The 22,126-nt window shown below is 61.6% G+C and carries 16 protein-coding genes and 1 pseudogene; 11 read left to right on the top strand and 6 right to left on the bottom strand.

All coding sequences use genetic code 11. The annotated features are described in order from the left end of the window. Positions 1-20: 20 nt before the first annotated feature. Together B0G76_RS38435 and B0G76_RS38430 are read right to left on the bottom strand one after the other, a co-directional pair. Complete coding sequence (locus B0G76_RS38435; RefSeq protein ID WP_259460950.1) at positions 21-674, bottom strand: GntR family transcriptional regulator; 654 nt, start codon at positions 672-674, stop codon at positions 21-23. 89 nt (positions 675-763) lie between these two features. Further along, the gene (locus B0G76_RS38430) at positions 764-2,338 is read right to left on the bottom strand and encodes an FAD-binding oxidoreductase (RefSeq protein ID WP_259460949.1); all 1,575 of its coding nucleotides are present in this window, start codon (positions 2,336-2,338) and stop codon (positions 764-766) included. A gap of 1,345 nt (positions 2,339-3,683) precedes the next feature. Between B0G76_RS38430 and B0G76_RS38425 the strand changes: the two genes are divergently transcribed. Then, positions 3,684-9,905, top strand: a complete 6,222-nt coding sequence (locus B0G76_RS38425; RefSeq protein WP_120297872.1) for an ESPR-type extended signal peptide-containing protein — start codon at positions 3,684-3,686, stop codon at positions 9,903-9,905. Positions 9,906-9,972: 67 nt separating this feature from the next. After that, positions 9,973-10,701 carry an OmpA family protein gene (locus B0G76_RS38420; protein WP_120298104.1) on the top strand — a complete coding sequence of 243 codons (729 nt, stop codon included), beginning with the start codon at positions 9,973-9,975 and terminating at the stop codon, positions 10,699-10,701. 101 nt (positions 10,702-10,802) lie between these two features. Here B0G76_RS38420 and B0G76_RS38415 read toward each other — a convergent pair whose 3' ends face one another. After that, on the bottom strand, positions 10,803-11,741 hold the full coding sequence (locus B0G76_RS38415) for a glycosyltransferase family 9 protein (protein WP_183082301.1): 939 nt from the start codon (positions 11,739-11,741) through the stop codon (positions 10,803-10,805). 301 nt (positions 11,742-12,042) lie between these two features. On the opposite strand from B0G76_RS38415, the gene B0G76_RS43200 reads away from it, so the two are divergent. From B0G76_RS43200 to B0G76_RS38405, 3 genes are all read left to right on the top strand, one after another. Beyond that, positions 12,043-12,189: a hypothetical protein gene (locus B0G76_RS43200; RefSeq protein ID WP_183082300.1), complete on the top strand. Its 147-nt coding sequence runs from the start codon at positions 12,043-12,045 to the stop codon at positions 12,187-12,189. 164 nt (positions 12,190-12,353) lie between these two features. After that, positions 12,354-12,635: a hypothetical protein gene (locus tag B0G76_RS38410; RefSeq protein WP_120297870.1), complete on the top strand. Its 282-nt coding sequence runs from the start codon at positions 12,354-12,356 to the stop codon at positions 12,633-12,635. Between the two features lie 38 nt (positions 12,636-12,673). Beyond that, the gene (locus tag B0G76_RS38405) at positions 12,674-13,078 is read left to right on the top strand and encodes a DUF2471 domain-containing protein (RefSeq protein ID WP_120298103.1); all 405 of its coding nucleotides are present in this window, start codon (positions 12,674-12,676) and stop codon (positions 13,076-13,078) included. Positions 13,079-13,275: 197 nt separating this feature from the next. On the opposite strand, the pseudogene B0G76_RS38400 reads toward B0G76_RS38405, so the two are convergent. Continuing rightward, a pseudogene (locus B0G76_RS38400) lies at positions 13,276-13,516 on the bottom strand (tyrosine-type recombinase/integrase); the annotation flags it as partial. A 241-nt stretch (positions 13,517-13,757) separates the two neighbouring features. On the opposite strand from B0G76_RS38400, the gene B0G76_RS38395 reads away from it, so the two are divergent. Then, positions 13,758-14,375, top strand: a complete 618-nt coding sequence (locus B0G76_RS38395) for a TetR/AcrR family transcriptional regulator (RefSeq protein ID WP_259460948.1) — start codon at positions 13,758-13,760, stop codon at positions 14,373-14,375. 17 nt (positions 14,376-14,392) lie between these two features. Further along, positions 14,393-15,607, top strand: a complete 1,215-nt coding sequence (locus B0G76_RS38390) for a glycosyltransferase (protein WP_120297868.1) — start codon at positions 14,393-14,395, stop codon at positions 15,605-15,607. A gap of 24 nt (positions 15,608-15,631) precedes the next feature. Here the strand turns inward: B0G76_RS38390 and B0G76_RS38385 are convergent, their stop codons facing one another. Next, a complete protein-coding gene (locus tag B0G76_RS38385; RefSeq protein ID WP_259460947.1) occupies positions 15,632-16,330 on the bottom strand; it encodes an FkbM family methyltransferase in 699 nt (232 codons plus the stop codon). 91 nt (positions 16,331-16,421) lie between these two features. Beyond that, entirely contained in the window at positions 16,422-16,838 is a 417-nt protein-coding gene (locus tag B0G76_RS42650; RefSeq protein ID WP_183082299.1) for a hypothetical protein, read from the bottom strand. A 57-nt stretch (positions 16,839-16,895) separates the two neighbouring features. On the opposite strand from B0G76_RS42650, the gene B0G76_RS38375 reads away from it, so the two are divergent. The 4 genes from B0G76_RS38375 to B0G76_RS38360 all read left to right on the top strand — a co-directional run bounded on the left by B0G76_RS38375 (position 16,896) and on the right by B0G76_RS38360 (position 22,007). After that, entirely contained in the window at positions 16,896-18,581 is a 1,686-nt protein-coding gene (locus B0G76_RS38375; protein ID WP_183082298.1) for an alpha/beta fold hydrolase, read from the top strand. 504 nt (positions 18,582-19,085) lie between these two features. Then, entirely contained in the window at positions 19,086-19,586 is a 501-nt protein-coding gene (locus tag B0G76_RS38370) for an SCO family protein (protein ID WP_310793972.1), read from the top strand. Positions 19,587-19,662: 76 nt separating this feature from the next. Further along, complete coding sequence (locus B0G76_RS38365; protein WP_259460946.1) at positions 19,663-21,570, top strand: RICIN domain-containing protein; 1,908 nt, start codon at positions 19,663-19,665, stop codon at positions 21,568-21,570. Then, positions 21,570-22,007 (top strand): hypothetical protein, encoded by a 438-nt coding sequence (locus B0G76_RS38360; protein ID WP_120297864.1) that lies wholly within the window; start codon positions 21,570-21,572, stop codon positions 22,005-22,007. Before B0G76_RS38365 ends, B0G76_RS38360 begins: the two co-directional genes overlap by 1 nt. Positions 22,008-22,126: the final 119 nt, after the last annotated feature.

Here is a 22,126-nt window from a genome sequence, read left to right as displayed (position 1 = left end):
CCTGATCCGGCAGATCCGGCTCAGGGACTGCTGCCTTCAAGACGGTTAAGCACGAAGCGGCGCAGGTTCTGCAGGTGCGTGCGAACGGCGGCGCGTGCGGCATCTGCGTCGTCGGCAGCGTACGCTTCGAGGATCGCGAGGTGCTCGGCACGATCCTCCTCGATTCGATTGAAAGGTGTCGTGAGTTCGAACAGCCGGCTGTTCGTGCGCACCACTTCGATCATCCGCGCAAGCACTTCGTTGCCGCTTGCATGTGCCATCATCGTGTGAACCTGATCGTCGATCTGCCAGTGTTCCTGCTCCTGCTGTCCACTGCGCAAAGCCTTGATCTTCTTTATCAGTTGCTGGATCTGCTTTTTGTCGATCTTGCCGATGGCAAGGCCGACGGCCTCCGCTTCAAGCAGCTCGCGCACCTTCATCGCCTGTAAATATTCCTGCGCGCTGACGAAGCGCACCGAATAGGAGCGGGCCCCCGCGCGCGTCAACAGCCCCTCGCCTTCAAGCCGCAGCAATGCTTCGCGCATGGGCGTGCGGGAAATGTTGAGCTCCTCGGCCAACCGCCCTTCGACGACAGCGCCGCCGCTGCGTAATGCCTTGTCGAGGATCATTCGCCGCAAAGTCTGATAGGCCAGTTCCCCCAGTTTTTCCGGGGTTGTCAGGGAAGATGCTGTCACGTCGTCTCACTCACTTCAGATGCACGGTATACGCATTGTATGCGATCGAACCTGCATCTTCGCTTCGCGCATTAGTCTTGCGCTCACGTTCACGTCGCCAGCCGTGTGAAGCCGTCCGCGCTCCAGGCTTCCGAATTCACGCCTTGATGAACGAAGAACAGGTCATCGGGATCGTATCGCTGCTTCACCGACCTTAGCCTGTCGTAATGCTTCCCCCAATACGCATGTTGCCAGTCGGATTGAAAAAAACTGCTTTCGGATACGTATGCACCTGCATTCGGCACCATGCGTCGTAAGACGTCCGCCGCTTGCCGGATCTTCACCGAAGTCTGCCGGGCGCGCTCAGGATCGGGGCCGTGCCCAGGCATTCCGATGAAGGCAGGAGCGCCCTCACCCGCGATAATCGCGAGCGCAAAGGCGTCGAGTACAGCCGGGTTCATCGCCGTGTCCGCTGTCCTGTGGCGTGCCTCAGCCGATCCTCCGGCGAGTCCTTTGTTGAAGTGCAAACCGACCGACCAGTGACGGGTGGCTTCGAAAAGCGCATCTGCGAGTCGCGCTTGCGCAGGCTGCGTCAGCAGCGACGCTGGCAGCCACGCGGATTCGTAGCCATGGAGGAACTGTCCGGCCTCTCCTCGATTAGCAGACCAGAATACATCGCCGGCAGCAGCACCGGGCCTGTCGTCGGCCATCATCGCGCCCGGCAGGTGCTGCATGACAAAGATGGGATCCCAAAAGCGCTGTGCGGGAGCTGCCAGAATCTGCGGCTCGGAGGACACCGAACATCCTGAGCCAGGACTGGTTACCCAGTCGAAGAATGGCTGCCATATGCCCGCAGCCTGATCGCGGCTCAGCCCCTGAAACAGCATCGAGATTCGCAGGGTCCCGTCGGGGCGCAGCGACACCGTTTCACCCCAATGTTCGTTCAGCAGGCTCTCTGCGTAGAACGCAATGATTCTCGCGATCAGCTGCCTGAACGCTTCCGGCGAATGCGCGTTGACGTTCGCAAAGACCGCGCCGAAGTACTCGGGCAATGGATGGGTTTCGAGCGTCACGCTCGCGACAGCACCAAAGCTTCCACCGCCGCCGCCTTTGAGCGCCCAGAACAGGTCCGGTTCGCGGTAAGCATTGACGACCCTGACGACGCCGTCGGCCGTCACCACTTCGGCCTGCAGGAGCGATCCAGCGGCGTTCCCGTAGCGCTTTGAGAAACTTCCAAAGCCCCCGCCTAGCAAGAGTCCGGCGACGCCGACCGTCGCGCAGCCGCCCCCCTGGACGTACCGACCGCCGCGCGTGGTCACGGCGTCGTAGACATGCATCCAGATGGCACCTGCGCCCACCGTGACGGCCTGTCGAGCCGATTGCCGGCCCTCGCCGCCCCGAGGGATGAATCCGTCGTGCATGTCGATCCCACGCATGCGTCGCGTCCAGATCAACAGGGAGTCAGGCGCATTGGACGTCCCCTGGTAGCTATGTCCTCCACCTTTGATCACCAACCGCAGATCACGCTCGCGAGCGAAATTGACCGCCTCTGCAACGTCCCGTGAATCGATGGCCGAGACCGCATAGGCGCTCGGCGTGGACATCCAGGCGTCGATCCAGCCCGACGTCTGAGTCAGCGCCGGTTCGTCTCCGAGGTAATACGGGTTCTCGAGTTGGCGAAGCACAGCTTGGCAAGCCGCGCTGTCGGGTGTCTGTCGACACGCAGAGAGCGGCGTGGACAATCGGCTCAACCGGCCGCCAACTCGATCATTGAGCGCGGCCCAGTCGCTCTCCGTCGGCCAGTCCGGATCCGACGGACGCCGCCGCATCGCCCTATTCCCAGCGGCGACGGTATTCGTCGTGCACGCTGACAGTGCGGGGATAGCCGTAGTCGCCGCGGCGCTTGCCGCAATCTTAAGTAGATCCCTTCGACTGAATGCACTCATGTCGTCGCGCCTCCACGATACGGTCATTCGTAGCGTGTCAAGTTTTCGGATCGTTCGTAAAGCAATCGTTTTGCATAATTAGCGGAAAAATATACGCTTCGCTAACAGCCGATACTAAACAAATCGGAAATTTCTCGCTGTCATTTTTTGCGCAAAGTTGAAGCAAAAAGGTATTGGACGACTAGAAGAACTTATTGGGAAATACGACAAAGGAAGCCACGGATTCGTTAATCGTATTGTAAGAAATTCTGGCATGACGGTTGACCCCTACGGGTACGCGCATCGCGTGCGGCGCCGTTGTAAAGATTCTTTATTGCACCAGAATGACAATGCGATGGGCGGATATGAGGCAGTTTCAAGACAAATTCTCAATAGAATCCTGCCCCCAAATTGTTAAATATTGCAATGCCCCGATATGGCTCAGGCTTTCTGTAGACAAATGAAAAGTCTTATGAGAAAGTTCCCGCGAGCACATAACTTTCTTTTTGTTACACGATTTGCGGATGTGAAACACCGCGTCCAATCCAGAACAGATCGACCGTCGTCTCACATAGTGCTCATGATGTTGCAAGAAAAAACGGCGCTTGTCGCGTGGCATGAACTGTTTGCCAGCTATGTGCCGACGAAACGTACGTGACGCGCTACAGAGGGGACTGGTAACGATGAGTATTCCTGGCGAAAAAGAGTCGAGCGCTGGCTCGGCGAAAGAAGAACATCAGTCCGGCAGGCAATTGGCGCTCCGCCGCGCAATCGCCGTCGCTATGCCGCGCCCTTTCGGACCTTCATAACCGGCAATCCATCCATCGTCCCGGCGCTCAGCTCGCTGAAAAACAGCTTATCTGACCGACCCTCGTCGTTTCTCTAGCCATGCGAATTCCTTCGTCAGAAGGGGTTTTCGTTCGCGCTAAAAAAACGTCGCTCACCGAGGGCGAAAGCAACGTGCCGCGGCTCCAACGCTGAATCAACGCGCGCCGCAGCGAGACGCTTTAAGCATCATAAATAGGCATCCTGAATAATTTTGATGCATGCACACGCTTGTGTTTCTGAACTTCACATTGGCAATTACTTATATTGAGGCAACGACATGAACAAGGCGTATCGGACTATCTGGAACAAGGCGCTGGGCGCCTTCGTAGCTGCTTCGGAATTGGACACGTCGCGCGGCAAGGGGAAGTCGGGGGCGGCTGCCTCTGTATGCGATGGGCGCAGCGGTGAGCAAGGTGAATATCGTGCTTCGGCACTGCACGGTTCCAGTCCGCGGATTCTGACCGTGCTGCTGCTGATCGGCGTGGGCGGATGGGGCACGCAGGCGCAGGCGCAGGTGAGCTGCGCCACGGCACCGTACAACTTCTATAGTGGCAGCACGACGTGTGTGGGTTTTACATCCACAGCCTCTGGCGGCGGAGCCACGGCGGTAGGTTATGGCGCCAGCAGTACGGGACTTAATGCCTTGTCCTTTGGCTTTCAAGCCATTGCCTCTGCTACCAACGCCATCTACATGGGCGCGCGCACCGCTCCGGGTACCGGCGCGACCGCGCAGTCGGCGATTGCTATCGGTACGGATGTCGCCTCCAGCGGCTCATCGGCCATCGGTATTGGCGCTGACGTCGTCTCGAGCGGCAATCTGTCGACTGCCGTCGGCCCCTTGGCGAAAACAACGGGAGACAACGGCGTTGCACTGGGTGCGAACGCCAGCGCGGCCGCGTCGGGCGCGGTCGCACTGGGCAGCGGAGCCACAGGTTCGCAAACCAACGGTATAGCCGTTGGTTCGGGAGCAAGTGCCACCGGTGCCAATACCATTTATCTGGGCGCGCGCACCGCCGCGGGCACGGGTTCGACCGGGACCTCGTCCATTGCCATTGGCACCGACGTGACCTCGACGGGAGACTATGCCACCGCCTTTGGCTTCCAGGCGGTGGGGAGCGGGGCTGCGGCCGTCGCGTTGGGCTATATCGCCAACGGCTCCGGGACGCATGCCGTCGCTGTCGGCTTTCAGTCCATCGCCAGCGGCCTCAACGCCGTGTATCTGGGAGCGCGTACCACCGCGGGCACGGGCGCGACGGCGGCGGGCGCAATTGCCGTTGGCACGGATGTCAAGTCCACCGGCCCGTCTTCGCTAGCTGCGGGCACGGTTGCGGTTGCCTCGGCGCAGAATGCAGTGGCGCTGGGAGCGGGGGCCGCCGCCACCGGCGTGAACGCGCTCGGCATGATGGCCGGCTCCAACGCCAGCGGCGCCAACGCGATAGCGTTGGGTGCGTCCGATTCCATCGCGGAAGGCGGTTCATCCGCACCAGCGGCAGTGTCGGGCGCCGCGGCGTCGGGCATTCGCGGCGTTGCGATTGGCGCCGGCGCCAACTCGGCTGGTTCCTCGTCCATTGCTATAGGCGATTCGGCCCAGACGGGAGCCAATACGAATGCCATCGCCATGGGTACGAATGCGACGACCTCGGGAAGCAGCGCCATCGCGTTGGGCAACCAGGCGGTTGCGGGCAATGGCAATTCGACAGCAGTTGGCTTTACGTCGCAAGCCCTCGCCGCTTCGACCGTCGCCATCGGCGACACCAACACCGTCGCTGCCGCAGCCGGCACGGGTTCGTTCGCCGGCGGACACAACTCTCAGGTGCTGAGCGGGACGGGTGCAGTGGCGCTCGGTCAGGCGCAGACAGCCAGCGGTAATGGCGCCGTCGCGATCGGCGATCCCAATAGCGCGAACGGCAATGGCGCGACCGCGGTCGGCGCCAACAACACGGCGACCGGCAACGGCGCGGTGGCGCAGGGCAATGGGAACACCGCGAACGGCCAGGGTGCCGTCGCACTGGGTAACGCGAGCAACGCGACTGGCGCGAGCGCGCTGGCATTCGGCGACACGGCAGTGGCGAATCAGGCCGGCGCGATCGCGCTGGGCGCCGGCGCGTCGGCCGTCAATGCCAACGCGGTGGCGCTCGGCTCGGGCAGCACCACCACCGCGGCAGTCGACACGCCCAGCGTCACGGTGGGCGGCGTCACGCACGCGGTGCAAGGCACGACACCGGGCAGCACGGTGAGCGTGGGTTCAGCGGGCAATGAGCGCACGCTGACCAACCTCGCCGCTGGCCGCGTGAACGCAACCAGCACGGATGCGGTGAACGGCAGCGAACTGTATGCGACCAACCAGGCAGTCGACAGCCTGACGACCGGCACCGTCGGCCCGTTCGTCTCCAATAACTCGGTGACGTCGACACAACCGGTTTCCTCCGGTGCGAACGCGGCGGCCGGCGGCTTCGGCGCATCGGCGACGGGCGCGGACTCGCTGGTGGTTGGCAATCAGGCGACGGACAACGGCGTGGCCAATTCGACGGTGCTCGGCCAGGGCGCGACGATCGCCAGCGGGGTAACCGGCTCGAACGTAGCGCTGGGCCAGGGCGCGTCGGTAACCTCCGCTGCCGTGCCGACAACCGGCGACACCATCAACGGGACCGCATTCACCTACGCGGGCGGCACACCTGCCGGCGTGGTCAGCGTCGGCACGGCGACCGCGCCGCGGCAGATCACCAATGTGGCGGCCGGCCGCGTGAGCGGGACGAGCACCGATGCCGTCAACGGCTCGCAACTGTTCGCCGCGGATACCGCGATCACGGCAGTGGGTTCAAAAGTGACGAACCTGGGCAACACCATCGCATCGAGCCTCGGCGGCGGCACCACTTATAACAGCACCACCGGCGCGCTGACCACCACCCTGAACTACGGCGGCAACACGTATTCGTCCGTGCAGAATCTCGTCAATGCCATCACCGGCGGCGGCACCGCGCCGGGGATCAAGTACTTCCACGCGAACTCGACGGCAACGGACAGCCAGGCGGTGGGCACCGACAGCGTTGCGATCGGACCGAACGCGGTCGCCAACAACGCGGGCGACGTCGCGCTGGGCTCCGGTTCGCAGACCGGCACCGCAACGCCGACCGCGAGCACAACGATCAACGGTACGGTCTACAACTTTGCCGGCACCAATCCGACGAGTGTGGTGAGCGTGGGCGCGGCAGGCGCGGAGCGCCAGATCCAGAATGTGGCGGCGGGTAGTCTGAGCGCAAGCAGCACGGATGCGGTGAATGGTTCCCAGCTATATCAGACCAACCAGGCGATCGACGGTCTCGCGACGACCGTCGCCGCCGACAGGACGCACTACTACAGCGTCAACGACGGCGGCACGCAAGGCGCCAACTACAACAACACCGGCGCGACCGGCCTCAATGCGCTTGCCGCGGGCGTAGCGGCAACGGCGACTGGCGCGAGCAGCTTCGCCGGCGGCAATGGCGCCTCCGCACTCGCTGACAACACGGTGGCGCTGGGCGCTCTGTCGAGCGCATCGGTGGCGGGCGGTGTCGCGATCGGCGCCGGTTCAGTGTCGGACCGCGCAGTGCTTTCAGGCGTCGGCTCGATTGCCAACGGCACCCACGCGATCCCGTTCAACACGGCGGACCAGACGTTGCTCGGCGCGGTGTCGTTCGGCAGCGCGAGTGGCAACACCTATCGCCAGCTGACGAACGTCGCCGACGGCACGCAGCAGCACGATGCGGTCACCATCCGGCAACTGGCTGGCGCGCTGTCGTCGTTTGCGGTGACCGGCCAGATGTACTTTCATGCGAACTCGACGGCAGCGGACTCGCTGGCGGTCGGCGCCGAGTCGATCGCCGTCGGGCCAACGACGGTGGTCAACGGCGACAACGGCGTGGGCATGGGCAACGGGGCGATTGTCGACGCGACGGCGCCGGGTGGCGTCGCGATTGGCCAGGCCGCGAATTCGGCGCAGGCGGATGCAATTGCGGTGGGCAGCGGCGCCATCGCGAGCGGTGCGCAGTCGATCGCGCAGGGTGCGAATGCAAGCGCGGCCAACGCTGGATCCATTGCCATTGGCTCGGGTTCGAGCAGCAGCGCAATCGATGGGCTAGCACTGGGCGCGGGTGCGAGCGCATCGTCTGCGAACAGTGTCGCGCTGGGCTCCGGTTCGCAGACCGGCACCGCAACACCGACCCCGAGCACGACGATCAACGGTACGGTCTACAACTTCGCCGGCATTAATCCGACGAGTGTGGTGAGCGTCGGCGCGGCAGGCGCGGAGCGCCAGATCCAGAATGTGGCGGCGGGCAGTCTGAGCGCAAGCAGCACGGATGCGGTGAATGGTTCCCAGCTATATCAGACCAACCAGGCGATCGACGGTCTCGCGACGACCGTCGCCGCCGACAGGACGCATTACTTCAGCGTCAACGATGGGGGCACGCAAGGCGCCAACTACAACGACAACGGCGCGACCGGCCTCAATGCACTGGCCGCGGGCGTGGCGGCAACGGCGACCGGCGCGAACAGCACCGCGCTGGGCCAAGGCGCGACGGCGAACAACGCGAACGACGTGGCGCTCGGCAGCGGTTCGACGACCGCCGTCGCCGTGGCGACCCTGGGCGGCACCATCAACGGCACGGCCTACACGTATGCCGGTACCGCGCCCACGAGCACGGTCAGCATTGGCAGCCTGGGTCACGAGCGCACGCTGACCAATGTCGCGGCGGGCCAGGTCAACGCGAGCAGCACCGATGCCGTGAACGGCTCCCAGCTATACGCCACCAATCAGGCAGTCGATAGCCTGGCCAGCACAGTGACGGCCAGCGAGAAGCACTACTACAGCGTCAACGACGGCGGCACGCAGGGCGCCAACTACACCAACAACGGTGCGACCGGCCTCAATGCGCTTGCCGCGGGCGTAGCGGCAACGGCGACTGGCGCGAGCAGCTTCGCCGGCGGCAATGGCGCCTCCGCACTCGCTGACAACACGGTGGCGCTGGGCGCTCTGTCGAGCGCATCGGTGGCGGGCGGTGTCGCGATCGGCGCCGGTTCAGTGTCGGACCGCGCAGTGCTTTCAGGCGTCGGCTCGATTGCCAACGGCACCCACGCGATCCCGTTCAACACGGCGGACCAGACGTTGCTCGGCGCGGTGTCGTTCGGCAGCGCGAGTGGCAACACCTATCGCCAGCTGACGAACGTCGCCGACGGCACGCAGCAGCACGACGCTGTCACGATCCGGCAACTGGCCGGCGCGCTGTCGTCGTTTGCGGTGACGGGCCAGATGTACTTTCATGCGAACTCGACGGCGGCGGATTCGCTGGCGGTGGGCGCGGAATCAATCGCCGTCGGGCCGACGACGGTGGTCAACGGCGACAACGGCGTTGGCATGGGCAACGGGGCGATTGTCGACGCGACGGCGCCGGGTGGCGTCGCGATTGGCCAGGCCGCGAATTCGGCGCAGGCGGATGCGATTGCGGTGGGCAGCGGCGCCGTCGCGAGCGGTGCGCAGTCGATCGCGCAAGGTGCGAATGCAAGTGCGGCCAACGCCGGATCCATTGCGATCGGCTCGGGTTCGAGCAGCAGCGCAATCGATGGGCTCGCACTGGGCGCAGGCGCAAGCGCATCGTCTGCGAACAGTGTCGCGCTCGGCGCCGGATCGGTTACGACGGTCGGCGCGTTGAGCAATTACATCGCGTACGGGTTGAGCAGTCCGCAGTCGTCGGCGGGCGAGGTCAACATCGGCAATCGGCAGATCACCGGCCTGGCCGCCGGCAAAGCCGGCACTGACGCCGTGAACGTATCGCAGCTCGATGCGGTGGCAAGCCGGTTGTCCACGCTGATCAACCAGCAGACCACCAACAACGGCGGCAGCTTCTCGTCCTCGCCGGGCTCGCCGACGCCGCCGACGCCCTCCGGAACGAATTCGTCGGCGGGCGGCCAGGGGGCCGTGGCTTCCGGCAATAACAGCTCGGCGGTGGGTAACGGCTCGACGGCCTCAGGCAGCGGTTCCACCGCGGTGGGAGCCGGGGCAACGTCGTCGGGCAGCGGCTCGATGGCGCTTGGCGCGAACAGTAACGACGGCGGCCGCACGAATGTGGTGGCAGTCGGCTCCGCCTCATCGAACCGGCAGGTCATCAACGTCGCAGCCGGCACGGACCCTACTGACGCGGTCAACGTCGGACAGTTGAACGCCGCGCTTTCCCAGGCGAACGCATACACCGATGCACGCGTGAACGACCTGCAGAACGGCATCAACTCGACAGCGCGCAATGCGTATTCGGGCATCGCGGCGGCAACCGCGCTGACGATGATTCCGGAAGTTGACAAGGACAAAACGCTGTCGCTCGGTATCGGCACTGCGGGCTTTCGAGGTTATCAGGCCGTGGCGGTCGGCGGCACAGCGCGCCTGACGGAGAACCTCAAGATGAAAGCCGGCGTGGGCATGAGTCCGGGAGGCACGACGGTCGGCGTCGGCGCGGCAATGCAATGGTAAGTCGTGAGAGCGGGGCCGCAGCCGCGCGTCCCGCATTCTCCGCCACATACAGTCTATGGAGCACCTGATGAATCGACTCTTTTTCGCAAGCCTTTTCTGTACTGCCGTGCTTGCCGTGACCGGATGCACGGCAGGAAGTGGTCCAACCTTCAACGCCTATTCGGCCGACGCGAGCAACGGCGTCAGGACATACCGGGCCGAGTGCCACGGGCTGCTCGAGAGCGCGTCGACCTGCATGAAGGTGGCGCAACGCATCTGCGGCGACAAGGCGGTGCAGCCGATCGACAGAATCGACCGGGTTCGCGCCGCTGACGACAATCGGAACGACCCTCGCGTTCTGCTGTTCAGTTGCGGCCAGGAGGCTGGCAGCAGCACGCCGGCAGAAGCGGGCCCCGTCGTGGCAGAAGCGGCCACGATCGAGGACTTCGCGGTGCAAGCCGATGCGCTGTTCCCGTTCGACAGGTCGGCGCCCGAGTCGATGCTGCCGGCCGCAAAGGCGCAGCTTGACCAGATCGCCGAACGCATCCGCAAGCATGCGCAGGTCAGCGCAATCACGGTTGTCGGTCATACCGACAGGCTCGGTCGTGAATCCATCAACGGACCGCTGTCGCTTGCCCGGGCCAACACCGTGCGGAGCTATCTGGTTGCTCGCGGACTGGACGGCAGCTTCATTCACGCGAAGGGCGTGGGATCGAGCGAGCCGCGAACGCACTGTGCGGATGGCGACGCCCGTGCGCTGATCGCATGCCTGCAACCGGACCGGTATGTATCGATCACGGTTCAGGGGCGCGACTGATGTGAGCCTGCAGGCCGGCGCCGGAAAGGCTCGCGATTGGCGGGTTGAAACCGGCGCCGGGTCGGCGCGTCAGCAGGCGTGTGTTGGTCGACGCCTGCTTCCTACGTCACCGCCTGCGCCAGCTCGCGACAGTAGTCAGCAACCTCGCTGGCGACTCTCGCGACCGGAATGCTATTGATATCCTGCGCAGAGAAAACTGGGCGCATCTTTGATTTCGAATGGAGCCGCCACTCTGGCTTTATTTCACAAAAGATCGCGACGCCTGGCTTTCCTAGCGCGGCTGCAATATGCATCAATCCCCCGTCCGCACCGATAAAAAACGAACTCCGCTGTATCAGTTGGGCCGCTACCGCAATGCTTGGCAGGTTCATGTGGGATTCGACGTGATCGCAATCCAGATTGTCACGAACCGCTTTTTCAGTGTCGATCGCCGTGTCACCTGTACCAATCAAGATGAATTTCGGACTCTGAACCTCTTTAGGCCAGCTCGACAAAATCAGCCTGATAACCTCCGCCCAGTTCTCGTACCTGCGGCGCTTGTCGCCGCCGCCCACTGCGACCGAAATGGTAAATCGCTGTGATCGCTCCGCCCCTTGGTCCGGGATCGTCAATGCGGGTTCGATCGGGCCAGATTCGCGTGATTTAAAAACGCGCGCAATCTGTTCATAGGCGAGCTGAATCCTCGAAAAACGCTCGCCCCTCTCGTGCGCCATGATCGCAAGCCACGGTGTAAACGGATGGTATTGCAGCTTTTTGAAAATGGTTTTCGTCGTCAAGCTTTGAACTATAACCATGTCGTATCGCGCGTCGCAATCATCCAGTGAGCGAAACGCGCGACGGAACCGATCGTCTCCGACGAAAAGCTCTATCGGACCGTATGGCATGCATAGATCGATAGATACGCGCGGGTCGATCAGAAACCTTTGTGACAGGTCCATGATGGCGTCGCCGATAGTGGCCCAATCGTAATACCACAGTATTTTTCTAGCTTTCTGGGGCGCAGCGTTTGCTATCAAAAGCTGCTGACCACTGAGAAGCATTAGCGCCTTTCGCCTGATAGACGACACGGACAACGCCCGCCGAGCGAACAACATCTTTTTGAGTCCCCTGCACCCGCCGCGCACCATTGAGTCCCCGCAAGAGGTAAGTTGTCTTGATTTTGTAATTTTCGAGATTATAGCGGAGACGCATCCTTCGCTGTACAAGGCTGTACGAGCGACGCCCGCTAAAAACGATGGTTTTTTACCGTCTGGCGAAGGCGCTCACTCTTGATTGTCAACGCGCCGAGCCAGGCAGTCGAATGACCCTTGGTGGCCGAACCCTGTCCGATGGCGGACATCCGTGGTCGACCCGTTTGAGGCATTCACGGTGCTGCATAACGGGAGTTCCGACGTCGATCTTGTCCCGGCCAAACTATCGTTTCGCTTCAGCGTTCTCGGCATGCGCCACATGAAGCGCAAAAGTCCGGCCTGGCTGGCAGCGCAATGATGCCTTTGAGCACTTTGATGCACCGGTTGGCAGGAATGCTCACATAACGCCCGGTTTCATCGTTCGGCACGAAGTGCGTGCTCTAGGACCCACTGCGAATTGACTTGCATCCCGGTCAAATACTGTATAAATTCACAGTACTGTTCATATATACAGGATCGGTCATGAACCAGCTCATCCGCATCTTGAACGACGCTGACCGCGAAACGCTTGCGTGGTTGTGCAAGCATGTCGGAGAGGTGCGCGTGGCTGCTGCTGCGCGACATCTGGGAGGCAACGGCAAACCGTACGTGTCCGCGGTGTGCCGCTATCTCGGCGTACGTCCACCAACGCCTCATCAACATAGCCGGCCTGTTGAAGACTGCACGGTCGGTGATAACTATCTTGCCCAGATCCGTCAGTTGCTGGCACAGCGAAACCAGGCGTTGTTGAAACATCAACTTTGATGCTGCGAGTGGCCGCGAGTCCTCAGGGAGAAAACAATATGATTGACGATTCTGCTCTTGATAGGGATGTCCACGACATCAATCCTGTCGCCCTTGAACGCGCACTCCGCAGCGCGTCGCTTGACCTCCAGCAGATCATTGCCACGGTCGCAGGTCGTCACCTCGACAATGGTCGTCGCCGTTACTCAAGTGGCGCGCAATTGCCGACCTGGCGCACGCTGCTGACAATCGACGAACTGGTCTTTGAGAATCGGGGCTTCCTGGCGAGGCACAACGAGACAGTACGTGCGACGTTTATCCGGTTTGGCGACAGTCGTTTGTCCGGGATGGATCTCGACGAACCCGTCGACTGGCGACGTGACGACGACAACTTGCCAGCCGTGTACCTGCTCGTGCGTGCACTGGTACAGGCCGACGCTACCGATATGGCCACTCAGGACTAATGCACCGATATCGGCCGTTGGCCGTTATCGTTTTGGGCGCGCTCCGGATAGTTCGAAGTTAAGTGAACCGTGGGTTCCGAGTTGGCTGGGCGGCGCGCCGCGGAAGCCTTATCCAAGCGGCATGGCCAGTTCAAAGTTTGAACTCGCGACCTGCGTCCGGACACCGCGGTGGCGCGCACTTTCCATAAAACGATGACTTAGAAGCTGCGTCGCAGTGCTACAGGGTTGCGCGGGCTGCCACGACACCTAACCGGTTCTGACGACGTCGCCTGGCAAAACTTAGCGATCGACAGCCACACAAAGAGGTTCGTTGTGGCGATCGACGCGTGGCCTAAGTTGTCGCGCACGAGCCGTAGATCAATATCGTCGTCGGCCGTGTGGGTACCGGCGCTGTGACGCAGCCAGTGCTGCCGATGCTCGCTTGAGCTGGTCAGCGCGGTCAATTGGGCCAATCTTACCGATCTGGAATGCGGACTTTTCCGTCATCGTTCAATTACGGACGTGCTGCTCATCAATTCCATCCCCGAATTCTCCGTACGATCGCCCGCCCAAGGAAATCCACTCGCACCCGGGCATACCTCTACACCCCTTCAATCTCGTCGCATCCAAAGCGAATCGGGGTTGACGAGATATTTGAACATAGTACAATTTTGACCCATGTTCAAATTTCTCGAAGCATATGACCGCCACCAACATGACTGGACTTAGGGCGCGCAAACGTCAAAGCATGCTGGAACGCGTGGCGAGTCTTGCCGGAGATTTATTTCAACGCGACGGCTTCGAGTCGGTGACGATGGAACAAATCGCGCAGGTAGCCGACATCGCGCGGGGAACGCTATACAACCACTTCCCAACCAAGGAAGCCGTGCTGGCATCCTGGATACATCAGGAACTTGCGCGAGATTTGCAAGACTTTGCGCTTGGCATGAACGCAGACGTGGAATTTGCGGACGGAGTCCCTCCCCTGCTGGATCTATCCGCCCAGTGGTGCACAGCGCACAGGGAATTGTTGCTGCCATATTTGAAATTCTGTTTTTTAGATATTCAGGCATCCATAACAACTAACGAAGGTAATGGCGATGGCCTTGTAGCGCTGTACGCATTGATGATCCGAAACAGCCAGCATGTCGGAAAAATCCGCTCCGACCTAAGCGCCGCGCATCTCGCCACACTATTCCATCATCTTTATCTGGGCGCGCTGATGCGTTGGTTAGCACTGCCGGATCTTGAACTACGCCATGAGTTCGCCTTGGCGATCGATGTCTTCCTGCAAGGCAGCGCCCGCACACCGGGCTGACAATAAAAGGGATCTGGATGAAACTCCTGGCAGTGACCTACGGCACCGAAGGTGACACGAGACCTCTGGCTGTACTGTGCCGCGCCCTGATGGATGCGGGACATGAAGTCACGCTGCTCGCCGATCAGACAACACTGGGGAGCGCCCGCGCCCTGAGCGTTCCCCATGCAGCGTTGAGCGGAAACATCCGAGACGAGTTGGGCGCTCTGGTATCCAGCGGCAAGGGCGTCAACGCTACAGCGGCCGGTTTGGCACAAATCGCAAACGCCAGGACGCACAGCTGGATGCAACAGATCGCCCAAGCGGCCATAGGCTGCGACGGCTTGATCGTATCGGGCCTGGCCGCCTTCGTGGGCTTATCGGTCGGTGAGCATCTTGGCATACGCGTGATCGGCGCCGGCCTGATACCCATCTCCCCGACACATGCATTCGCCTCGCCGTTCCTACCTGCTCGCTGGATCCCTGGGGTGTTGAATCGGATCAGCCATCAGGCTGTGAACTGGCTGCTTTGGCACGCTTTCCGCAACGCGACAAATCAGGCGAGACAGAGCGTGCTAAAACTGCCGCCGCGTCAGAAAGTATGGACGTCGCACCCGATGCTGTACGGCGTCTCCCCCGCTCTGGTACCCGAACCGCGAGACTGGCCCGCGCACACGAGGCTATGCGGGCAATGGCTGACTCCTGAGGATTCCTGGGCTCCGCCAGCCTCTCTTAAAGCATTTCTGGACGCGGGCAAACCGCCAATCTATCTGGGATTCGGCAGCATGGTCGGGTTCGACCAGAACGCCATGCTCGATGTTTTCATGGACGCAGCAGAAGGGCGCCGGGTGCTCCTGTATCCAGGCTGGTCCGGCACGCCTGAGAAGGCGCTGCCCGACAACTTCTTCCTCATCGAAGAAACACCGCATCAATGGCTATTCCCACGTACGTCGCTGGTCATCCATCACGGTGGTAGCGGTACAACCCATTCGGCGTGCCGCGCAGGGGTGCCATCGGTCGTGTTGCCTTTTGCGGGAGATCAGTTCTTCTGGGCTCATCAACTGAACCGTTTGGGCGTAGCGGACCACGCAGTATCGACACGCAAGCTGAACGTCGATAAGCTTAAACAGGCGATCAGATTTGCGCAGCGCGCAGAGACCAGGCAGCGGGCTTCGACACTAGGAAACCAAATGGCTCAGAAAACCGGAACAGCAACCGCCGTTGTGGAGATAGAAACCATCCTGAGCCGATGAACCGATTCGGAGTCGGGTCGCGACTCAGCTCCGCGTACTTCCAGCATTTATCGTATTGGAAATAGAAAACACGTTTTCGCCGTAATTAACGAAGTCCCGTTTCATTTCGACGTGCCACTTCAGGAAATTGAGGCTGCTTGATTCACGCGGCAGCATCCAGTCATGCAATTCGATAATAACCAGTGGAAACTGGTCCAGTTCCGCGGCATGGCGTGAAAACAAATCCGACTCGGCGCCCTCGATGTCAATCTTGAGAATGAACGGCGTGCCGCTCGATTTAGCCAATACCTGTTCCAGCGTCATTGCTTCAACCGCGTTGGACCGTTCACCAGGCTGCTCCGCTGTGCGATAGCCCCAGGCGCCCACGCCCGGATCGTTCAGATAAAGCGTTCCGCTATGTGCCGCAATAGCCGCATTCAGCGGCACGACGGAGGGAAACGAAGCCGCGTTACGGGTGAGCAAACCGTAGTTCGCGGCGTCCGGCTCAACGGCCAGCACCTTGGCTTTGGGGTAAGTGAGCGCGAACCAGACCGCAGCGGCGCCCATGTTGGCGCCCGCGTCGACGATGATGGGATCGGGACAGGTCTCGTAGAAATCACCGATCTCTTTCGCGCGGGCCAGATGATCCGTCGCATAGTCCCGGCTAAAGAAAATCTGCTCGCAGACCATGCGGTCCGCCGTCGAAGGACGATAGATGAAACGTCTGCCGCCCGGCAGATGCAATCCACGCAGACCATATCTTGCACCGCCCCAGACGTCGGCGTGCCGCCGTTTCGGTCGAAGCGCGCGCAGCAGCGCGGGAGGCATCACGGATTTAAGCGTAACCTTCAAGAGATCGTGCAAGTCCGTTCTCCTTCTTCAGATCGTGCTGCAGGGAAAGGCGCCACGCGCGGAACACCCAGACGAATCCGCAGCGCCAAAATTCAACCAGAAACAAAATATTCTGGGCATCGCCCGAAGTACAGCGAATGTCGAAGAATGGCGCATTGGGCCTGAAATCCGTCCGAAGCCCGTGATAAGGGTCTTCACCCAGGCCTCGGCCGGCTACGTGCGCAAGCGCACCGACAATCCCTTCGTGATATCGCGTAATAGCGCCAAATTCCAAGTCTAAAAACCATCGTACGGCCAAGGCATTGGAAAAGCCCCCGCGGCAAATGCAATGAATTGCCGCAAGGATAGAGAGACAAATAAAGTGGACTTCAAAATGCATCCAGTCGATTTCGGCGGACATTTCGGTTGGCTTTACGAACCAGCGCCACGACCTGATGAAAACGGGAAATTAGGCATCGTGCTCTGCGGACCGCTCGGGCACGAGGCTTTGTGGCTGCATCAAACCCTGCGGTCGCTCGCCGACCGTCTTGCAGACCAGGGGTTTGCGGTACTGAGATTCGACTATGCCGGCACCGGCGACTCCGTCGACACCGGTGCGCTCGTCGAGCCGAACAAATGGGTGGACGAAGCCATCGAAGCCGCGGGTTTCCTGCGGCGAACCACCGGCGTCGAGCGCGTCGCGCTTGTCGGGTTCCGCTTTGGCGCGATGGTTGCCGCGCAGGCTGCGCGCGCGGCGCTAGTCGATACCGTCGTGATGATCGCGCCGGTTGTTGTCGGGCGGCTGTTCGTGCGCGAAATGAATGTTCTGCAGCGAACGTGGCTGGACAAGACGGCTGACCACGTGCGCAGCGATGAAGCGCCCGCCGACGCATTTGACGTGCTAGGGCATCGCTTCAGCCGGGCGTCGATCGACGTCATCATGAAACGTGATCTGCGCCGGGTGACATCGGCGCCGGCAAGCAGGCTGTTGATCGTTCACGCCGCCAATCAGGGACCTAGTTACGAACTGGCGAACCTCTACAGCACGCTCGGCGCGCAGGTCGACTCCCTGCCGTTTCCCGAATACACGGAGGCCATGCAGCCCTCGTGGCTAGCCGTACTGCCCCAGGCGACATTGAGCGCCGTCGAGGCATGGTTCGTCCGCGAAGCGGCGCGATCACCCGCACCGTTTCCTTCCGCTGCATTCGACGTGGCGGCGCCCTCAGCCCCTTCCCGGCGCGCGATCGGATTACACGGCATTGTGGAGACGCCGGTCGAGCTCGCCGATGGACGTTTGTTCGCCATGCTATGCGAACCGGAAGACCGCTCGGTGCGCTCGCCGCTTGTCGTCATCGCCAACACCGCGGCAACCCATCATGTCGGCGACGGCCGCTTTAACGTCGAGCTTGCCCGCTCACTGGCACAAGCGGGCATCGCATCCCTGCGCGTCGACGCGCACGGTATCGGCGACAGCCGCGGCGCCGGAACGGTCGCAAATCCGTCGCTGCTCAGCTACGACCAACTCGCCGCCGATACGTCGTTGGCAGTCGATTGGGCGGTCGACCGAGGGCATCCGCGTGTCGCCGTGTTCGGCATCTGTTCCGGCGCTTATCTGGGGCTTCACGCAGCCACAAAAAATCCTGCCGTAGCGGCGCTATTGCTGGTCAATCTTCAGGGATTCGACTTTCCAGTCGGCTTCAGGATGTGCGATGCCGCGACTATCGGTGCGGGCTCGACGCGCGCCCATTTTCGAGCGATGTTTCGCGCACAGAAATGGTCCCAGGTGATGCGCGGAGAAGTCAGCCTGCGGCCTGTGTTGCGAACGCTCTCTCGCTATGCCGTTGACACGGTCGTGAGTGCCGCCACATCGTGGACCGGTGACGCGAACCGCAATGCGGTGAATAAGGGTGCACGCGCCCGGCGGAGAATGATGGATCTCGACGCGCGAGGAGTCCGTGTGCGGCTCTTATTCAGCCCGCTGGATCATGGCCTGGACGAACTGCGCATGCACTTCGGCCGGGATGGAAAGCGGCTCAACAAGTTGGCGCACGCGAGCACGATGATCATCCCGAACATGGACCATGAAGTGTTGAATCCTGCGGCACGGCAACGGGTTGCCGCGTTGTGCGAGACATTCTTCAGGCAAGCATTCGCGCCCGAATAAAGCGGGCGGAACGTCTTGTCCGCTGAATCAGCCGGCGTGCGAAAACCGCGAGTGAAGCATTCAAAACACCTCGCCCGCCGACGCTGGCCACATCAACACGTCAGCTGTGTGACCGGGCGCACAAACGCCAGCAATTCGCAGACCTGCTATCGCCGCCATCGGCTATCTTCTTTAAGTGGACGCCCGGAAGCTGCGCTCACGTGTATCGCCAAAATGGGGATGCCTAAGTGAGCGAAGGCTGTCGATACCGGGATCGCCCACGTTGTCCACTGACTGTCGTACCGGAAGCATTCTTGAAAGCGCGTGGTTAGCAAAGCGCCTCCCCGTTTATCAGACATACACAGAGACCACTGCCAGCGCCGGATCAAAACTAGAATGAACACGCGCCCACATTCTACCGAACACACACCTATTCGAACGTTCACTCGACGTGCTTTGCTGCGTGGCATTGCATCGGCGACGATAGCCACGGTGTCGCCCCGCCTATTCGCGCAACATGCAGGGATGGGGGTCGTCAACCCACCGATTCGACTCGACGATGTCTGGTTAATCGATCAGACCGGCAGGAAGCAACGGCTGAACGACTTGCTGAGTCAGCACGTAACCGCGCTGCAGACCATCTACACCGGGTGCAGTTCGGTATGCCCTCTGCAGGGCGCACTATTCAGCGCGGTTCAGGAACGGATGGCAGACATGCACGCGCGTCATCCGGTTCAATTGTTGTCGATCGGGATCGATCCGCTTTCCGATTCGCCATCCGCCTTGCACGAATGGCTCATGCGCTTTCAGGCCGGCCCGGCCTGGAATGCGGCCGTGCCGACATTGGGCGACGTCGACCGGATACGCACGGCGCTCTCGGGCAGTTCGTTACCCCTCGGGAACATCGCCGATCATTCAACACAGATCTACTGCTTCGACGCGAATGCAATGTTGCGCTGGCGCAGTGCCGACCTTCCGCGTGCGGACGAAATCTGCGACGTGCTCAATGCGCTGGGGCGCGTGTAGTCCGATGCCAAAGGAGACCAAAGCCATGGCACCAATCCCTTCCGCAAGGATCTTCTCGCGCTCACTCGACAGGTGTATGAAAGCCCTGTTCCTGATCGCATTTACGTCGACCTTTGCCACCCTGTCCGGACCCGCCGAAGCGCAAACCTCGTCATCGATCGGCCTGAGCGGATCGAGCTTGTGTGTGGACGTCGATTCGCAATCGCTATCGCCGGGCGCGGCCGTGCTGGCCTGGACGTGCAACGGCGGCGCCAATCAGAACTGGCTGCCGTCAGCTTCGGGAAGCCAATACAAGTTCATCAATCAGAACAGCAATCTGTGCATGGACGTGTCGGGTGCAAGCAAGAGCGCCGGTGCGCCCATCATCCAGTGGACCTGCAATAGCGGCACAAACCAACGCTTCACGCTGAAGCCGCAGGGCACTGGCTACGCGATCGTCGCGGGGAACAGCGGCATGTGTCTCGCAGCAGCGAGCCAGACCACGCCGGGTCCGCAGATCCTCCAGCAGGTCTGCAACGGGAGCGCTTTGCAAACCTGGCAGGTCAACGGTCTGCCGCTAGCGGGGCTGCCATCGAAGTGGACCGCGCCGACCAAGCTGCCACTCATCCCGGTGGCGGCAGCCAATCTGCCCGACGGGACCGTCCTGGTTTGGTCGGCCGATAGCCAGTTGAATTTCACGCCTGGGGAGGTCACGCCGGGCAAGACGTACACGGCGATCTTCGATCCTGCAACCGGAACCAGCAAACAGACGGTGGTCACCAATACCGGGCACGATATGTTCTGCCCGGGCATTGTCAATCTCCCGGATGGACGCGTGTATGTGACCGGCGGATCAAGCAGCGACAAGACCAGTCTTTACTCGCCTTCAACCCACGCATGGACCTCAGGCGACCCGATGAATATTCCGCGCGCCTACCAGGGCAGCGTCACGTTGAGCAACGGCAGTGTGTTCCTGGTGGGAGGCTCATGGAATGGGCCGCTGGGAGGCAAGACCGGTGAAACCTGGACCTCCGGTTCGGGTTGGCAAGTGAATAGCGCGATACTCGACAACTACATCCTCACGAATGACGCGGGTGGCATATTCCGCGCCGACAATCACGCATGGTTGTTCGCGCTGGCCAATGGTCGTGTCTTCCACGCGGGGCCCAGCCAGGCCATGCACTGGTTCGATACGGCGGGCGGCGGCAGCGTGACCCAGGCCGGAAATCGCGGCAGCGACACCGATGCGATGAATGGCAATGCCGTCATGTACGACGTCGGCAAGATTCTCGCGGTGGGCGGGGCACCAAGCTACGATTCGTCCCCCGCTACGTCGGATGCCACGCTCATCGATATCAGCAGCGGCACGGCGGTCACCACGACGATCCATCCGATGAGCTATCAGCGTGCATTCAACAACAGTGTCGTGCTGCCGAACGGACAAGTCGTGGTGGTGGGCGGGCAAACCTTCGCGCAACCTTTTTCGGACGATACAGCGGTGCTGACGCCGGAGTTGTGGGACCCGACAAAGCAAACCTTCTCGCCGCTCGCGGCCCAGGCTGTGCCGCGCGTTTATCACAGCTTTGCATTGCTGTTGCCGGATGGGCGCGTGCTGAGCGGCGGTGGCGGACTGTGCGGCAGCTGTTCGACTAACCATCCCAACGTCGAAATACTGACCCCACCCTATCTGCTCAATGCGAACGGCACGGCGGCAACACGTCCAACCATTTCTTCGGCGCCGACTCAGGCGCAACTCGGCACCTCGATCGCCGTGACCGCCAGCAGTGGAATAAAAGCGTTTGCGCTGATGCGCCTGTCGTCCGCGACGCATTCCGTCAACAACGAGCAGCGGCGCATACCGGTGAGTTTCACGGTGGGCACGGGCGGCGAATATATGGTGACCATTCCGTCCGATCCTGGCGTTGTGATTGCGGGGTACTACATGCTCTTCGCCCTGAACGCGAACGGCGTGCCGAGCGTTTCACGCACGCTGCAGATCCCGTGATGGCATCGCCGTCTCAACGCTCGGCGGCACGCGCATGGATCGGCCTCGCACTGCTCGTCGCGATGCATCTGGCCCATGCCGCCGAGCCGTGCGACCCCGCCGATCTGGGGTGCTCGATCTTCAACGGGCAGCAAGCGATCCCAGCGCATCTGCGCGACGACGATCGTCCGTTGCCGGCCTGGACCACGCGATGCGTCAACTGCCACACTCAAACGGACCCGTCGGCCGCCTTCGCCCCGCCCTTGACTTCCGCCACTCTGCTCGATGCGATAAACCGTCGAGGGGGTCCGCCCAGCCGCTATGACCCGACGAGCTTCTGTCGCGTACTCAAGGACGGCGTCGATCCGGCAGGCGTCGTGCTGCGCAAGTCCATGCCCCACTACCAGATCACCGGCGCCGAGTGCGCGGCGCTCTGGCGTTTCGTCACGAACCATTGAGCCGCCTGTGAGCAGCAATTTTCAGGAACAGGCAGAAATCCAGGTATTTCCCCTGGCCTTATGCACAGTTTCGCGCGCGTTTAGCTCGATCTGTCTTGATTCGACTGCAGGATGGCGGT

The sequence above is a fragment of the Paraburkholderia sp. BL23I1N1 genome, assembly GCF_003610295.1.
In the GTDB taxonomy this organism is placed as follows: Bacteria; Pseudomonadota; Gammaproteobacteria; order Burkholderiales; family Burkholderiaceae; genus Paraburkholderia.
Note: the sequence above shows the minus strand (reverse complement) of the source record. Positions and strands in the feature narration are given on the sequence as shown.

Excerpts from the sequence above, each read along its gene's own strand:
- B0G76_RS38425 (WP_120297872.1), top strand. The coding sequence starts at position 3,684 with ATGAACAAGGCGTATCGGACTATCTGGAACAAGGCGCTGGGCGCCTTC.
- B0G76_RS38420 (WP_120298104.1), top strand. The coding sequence starts at position 9,973 with ATGAATCGACTCTTTTTCGCAAGCCTTTTCTGTACTGCCGTGCTTGCC.
- B0G76_RS38415 (WP_183082301.1), bottom strand. The coding sequence starts at position 11,741 with ATGCTTCTCAGTGGTCAGCAGCTTTTGATAGCAAACGCTGCGCCCCAG.
- B0G76_RS38410 (WP_120297870.1), top strand. The coding sequence starts at position 12,354 with ATGAACCAGCTCATCCGCATCTTGAACGACGCTGACCGCGAAACGCTT.
- B0G76_RS38405 (WP_120298103.1), top strand. The coding sequence starts at position 12,674 with ATGATTGACGATTCTGCTCTTGATAGGGATGTCCACGACATCAATCCT.
- B0G76_RS38395 (WP_259460948.1), top strand. The coding sequence starts at position 13,758 with ATGACCGCCACCAACATGACTGGACTTAGGGCGCGCAAACGTCAAAGC.
- B0G76_RS38390 (WP_120297868.1), top strand. The coding sequence starts at position 14,393 with ATGAAACTCCTGGCAGTGACCTACGGCACCGAAGGTGACACGAGACCT.
- B0G76_RS42650 (WP_183082299.1), bottom strand. The coding sequence starts at position 16,838 with ATGTCCGCCGAAATCGACTGGATGCATTTTGAAGTCCACTTTATTTGT.
- B0G76_RS38370 (WP_310793972.1), top strand. The coding sequence starts at position 19,086 with ATGGGGGTCGTCAACCCACCGATTCGACTCGACGATGTCTGGTTAATC.
- B0G76_RS38365 (WP_259460946.1), top strand. The coding sequence starts at position 19,663 with ATGAAAGCCCTGTTCCTGATCGCATTTACGTCGACCTTTGCCACCCTG.
- B0G76_RS38360 (WP_120297864.1), top strand. The coding sequence starts at position 21,570 with ATGGCATCGCCGTCTCAACGCTCGGCGGCACGCGCATGGATCGGCCTC.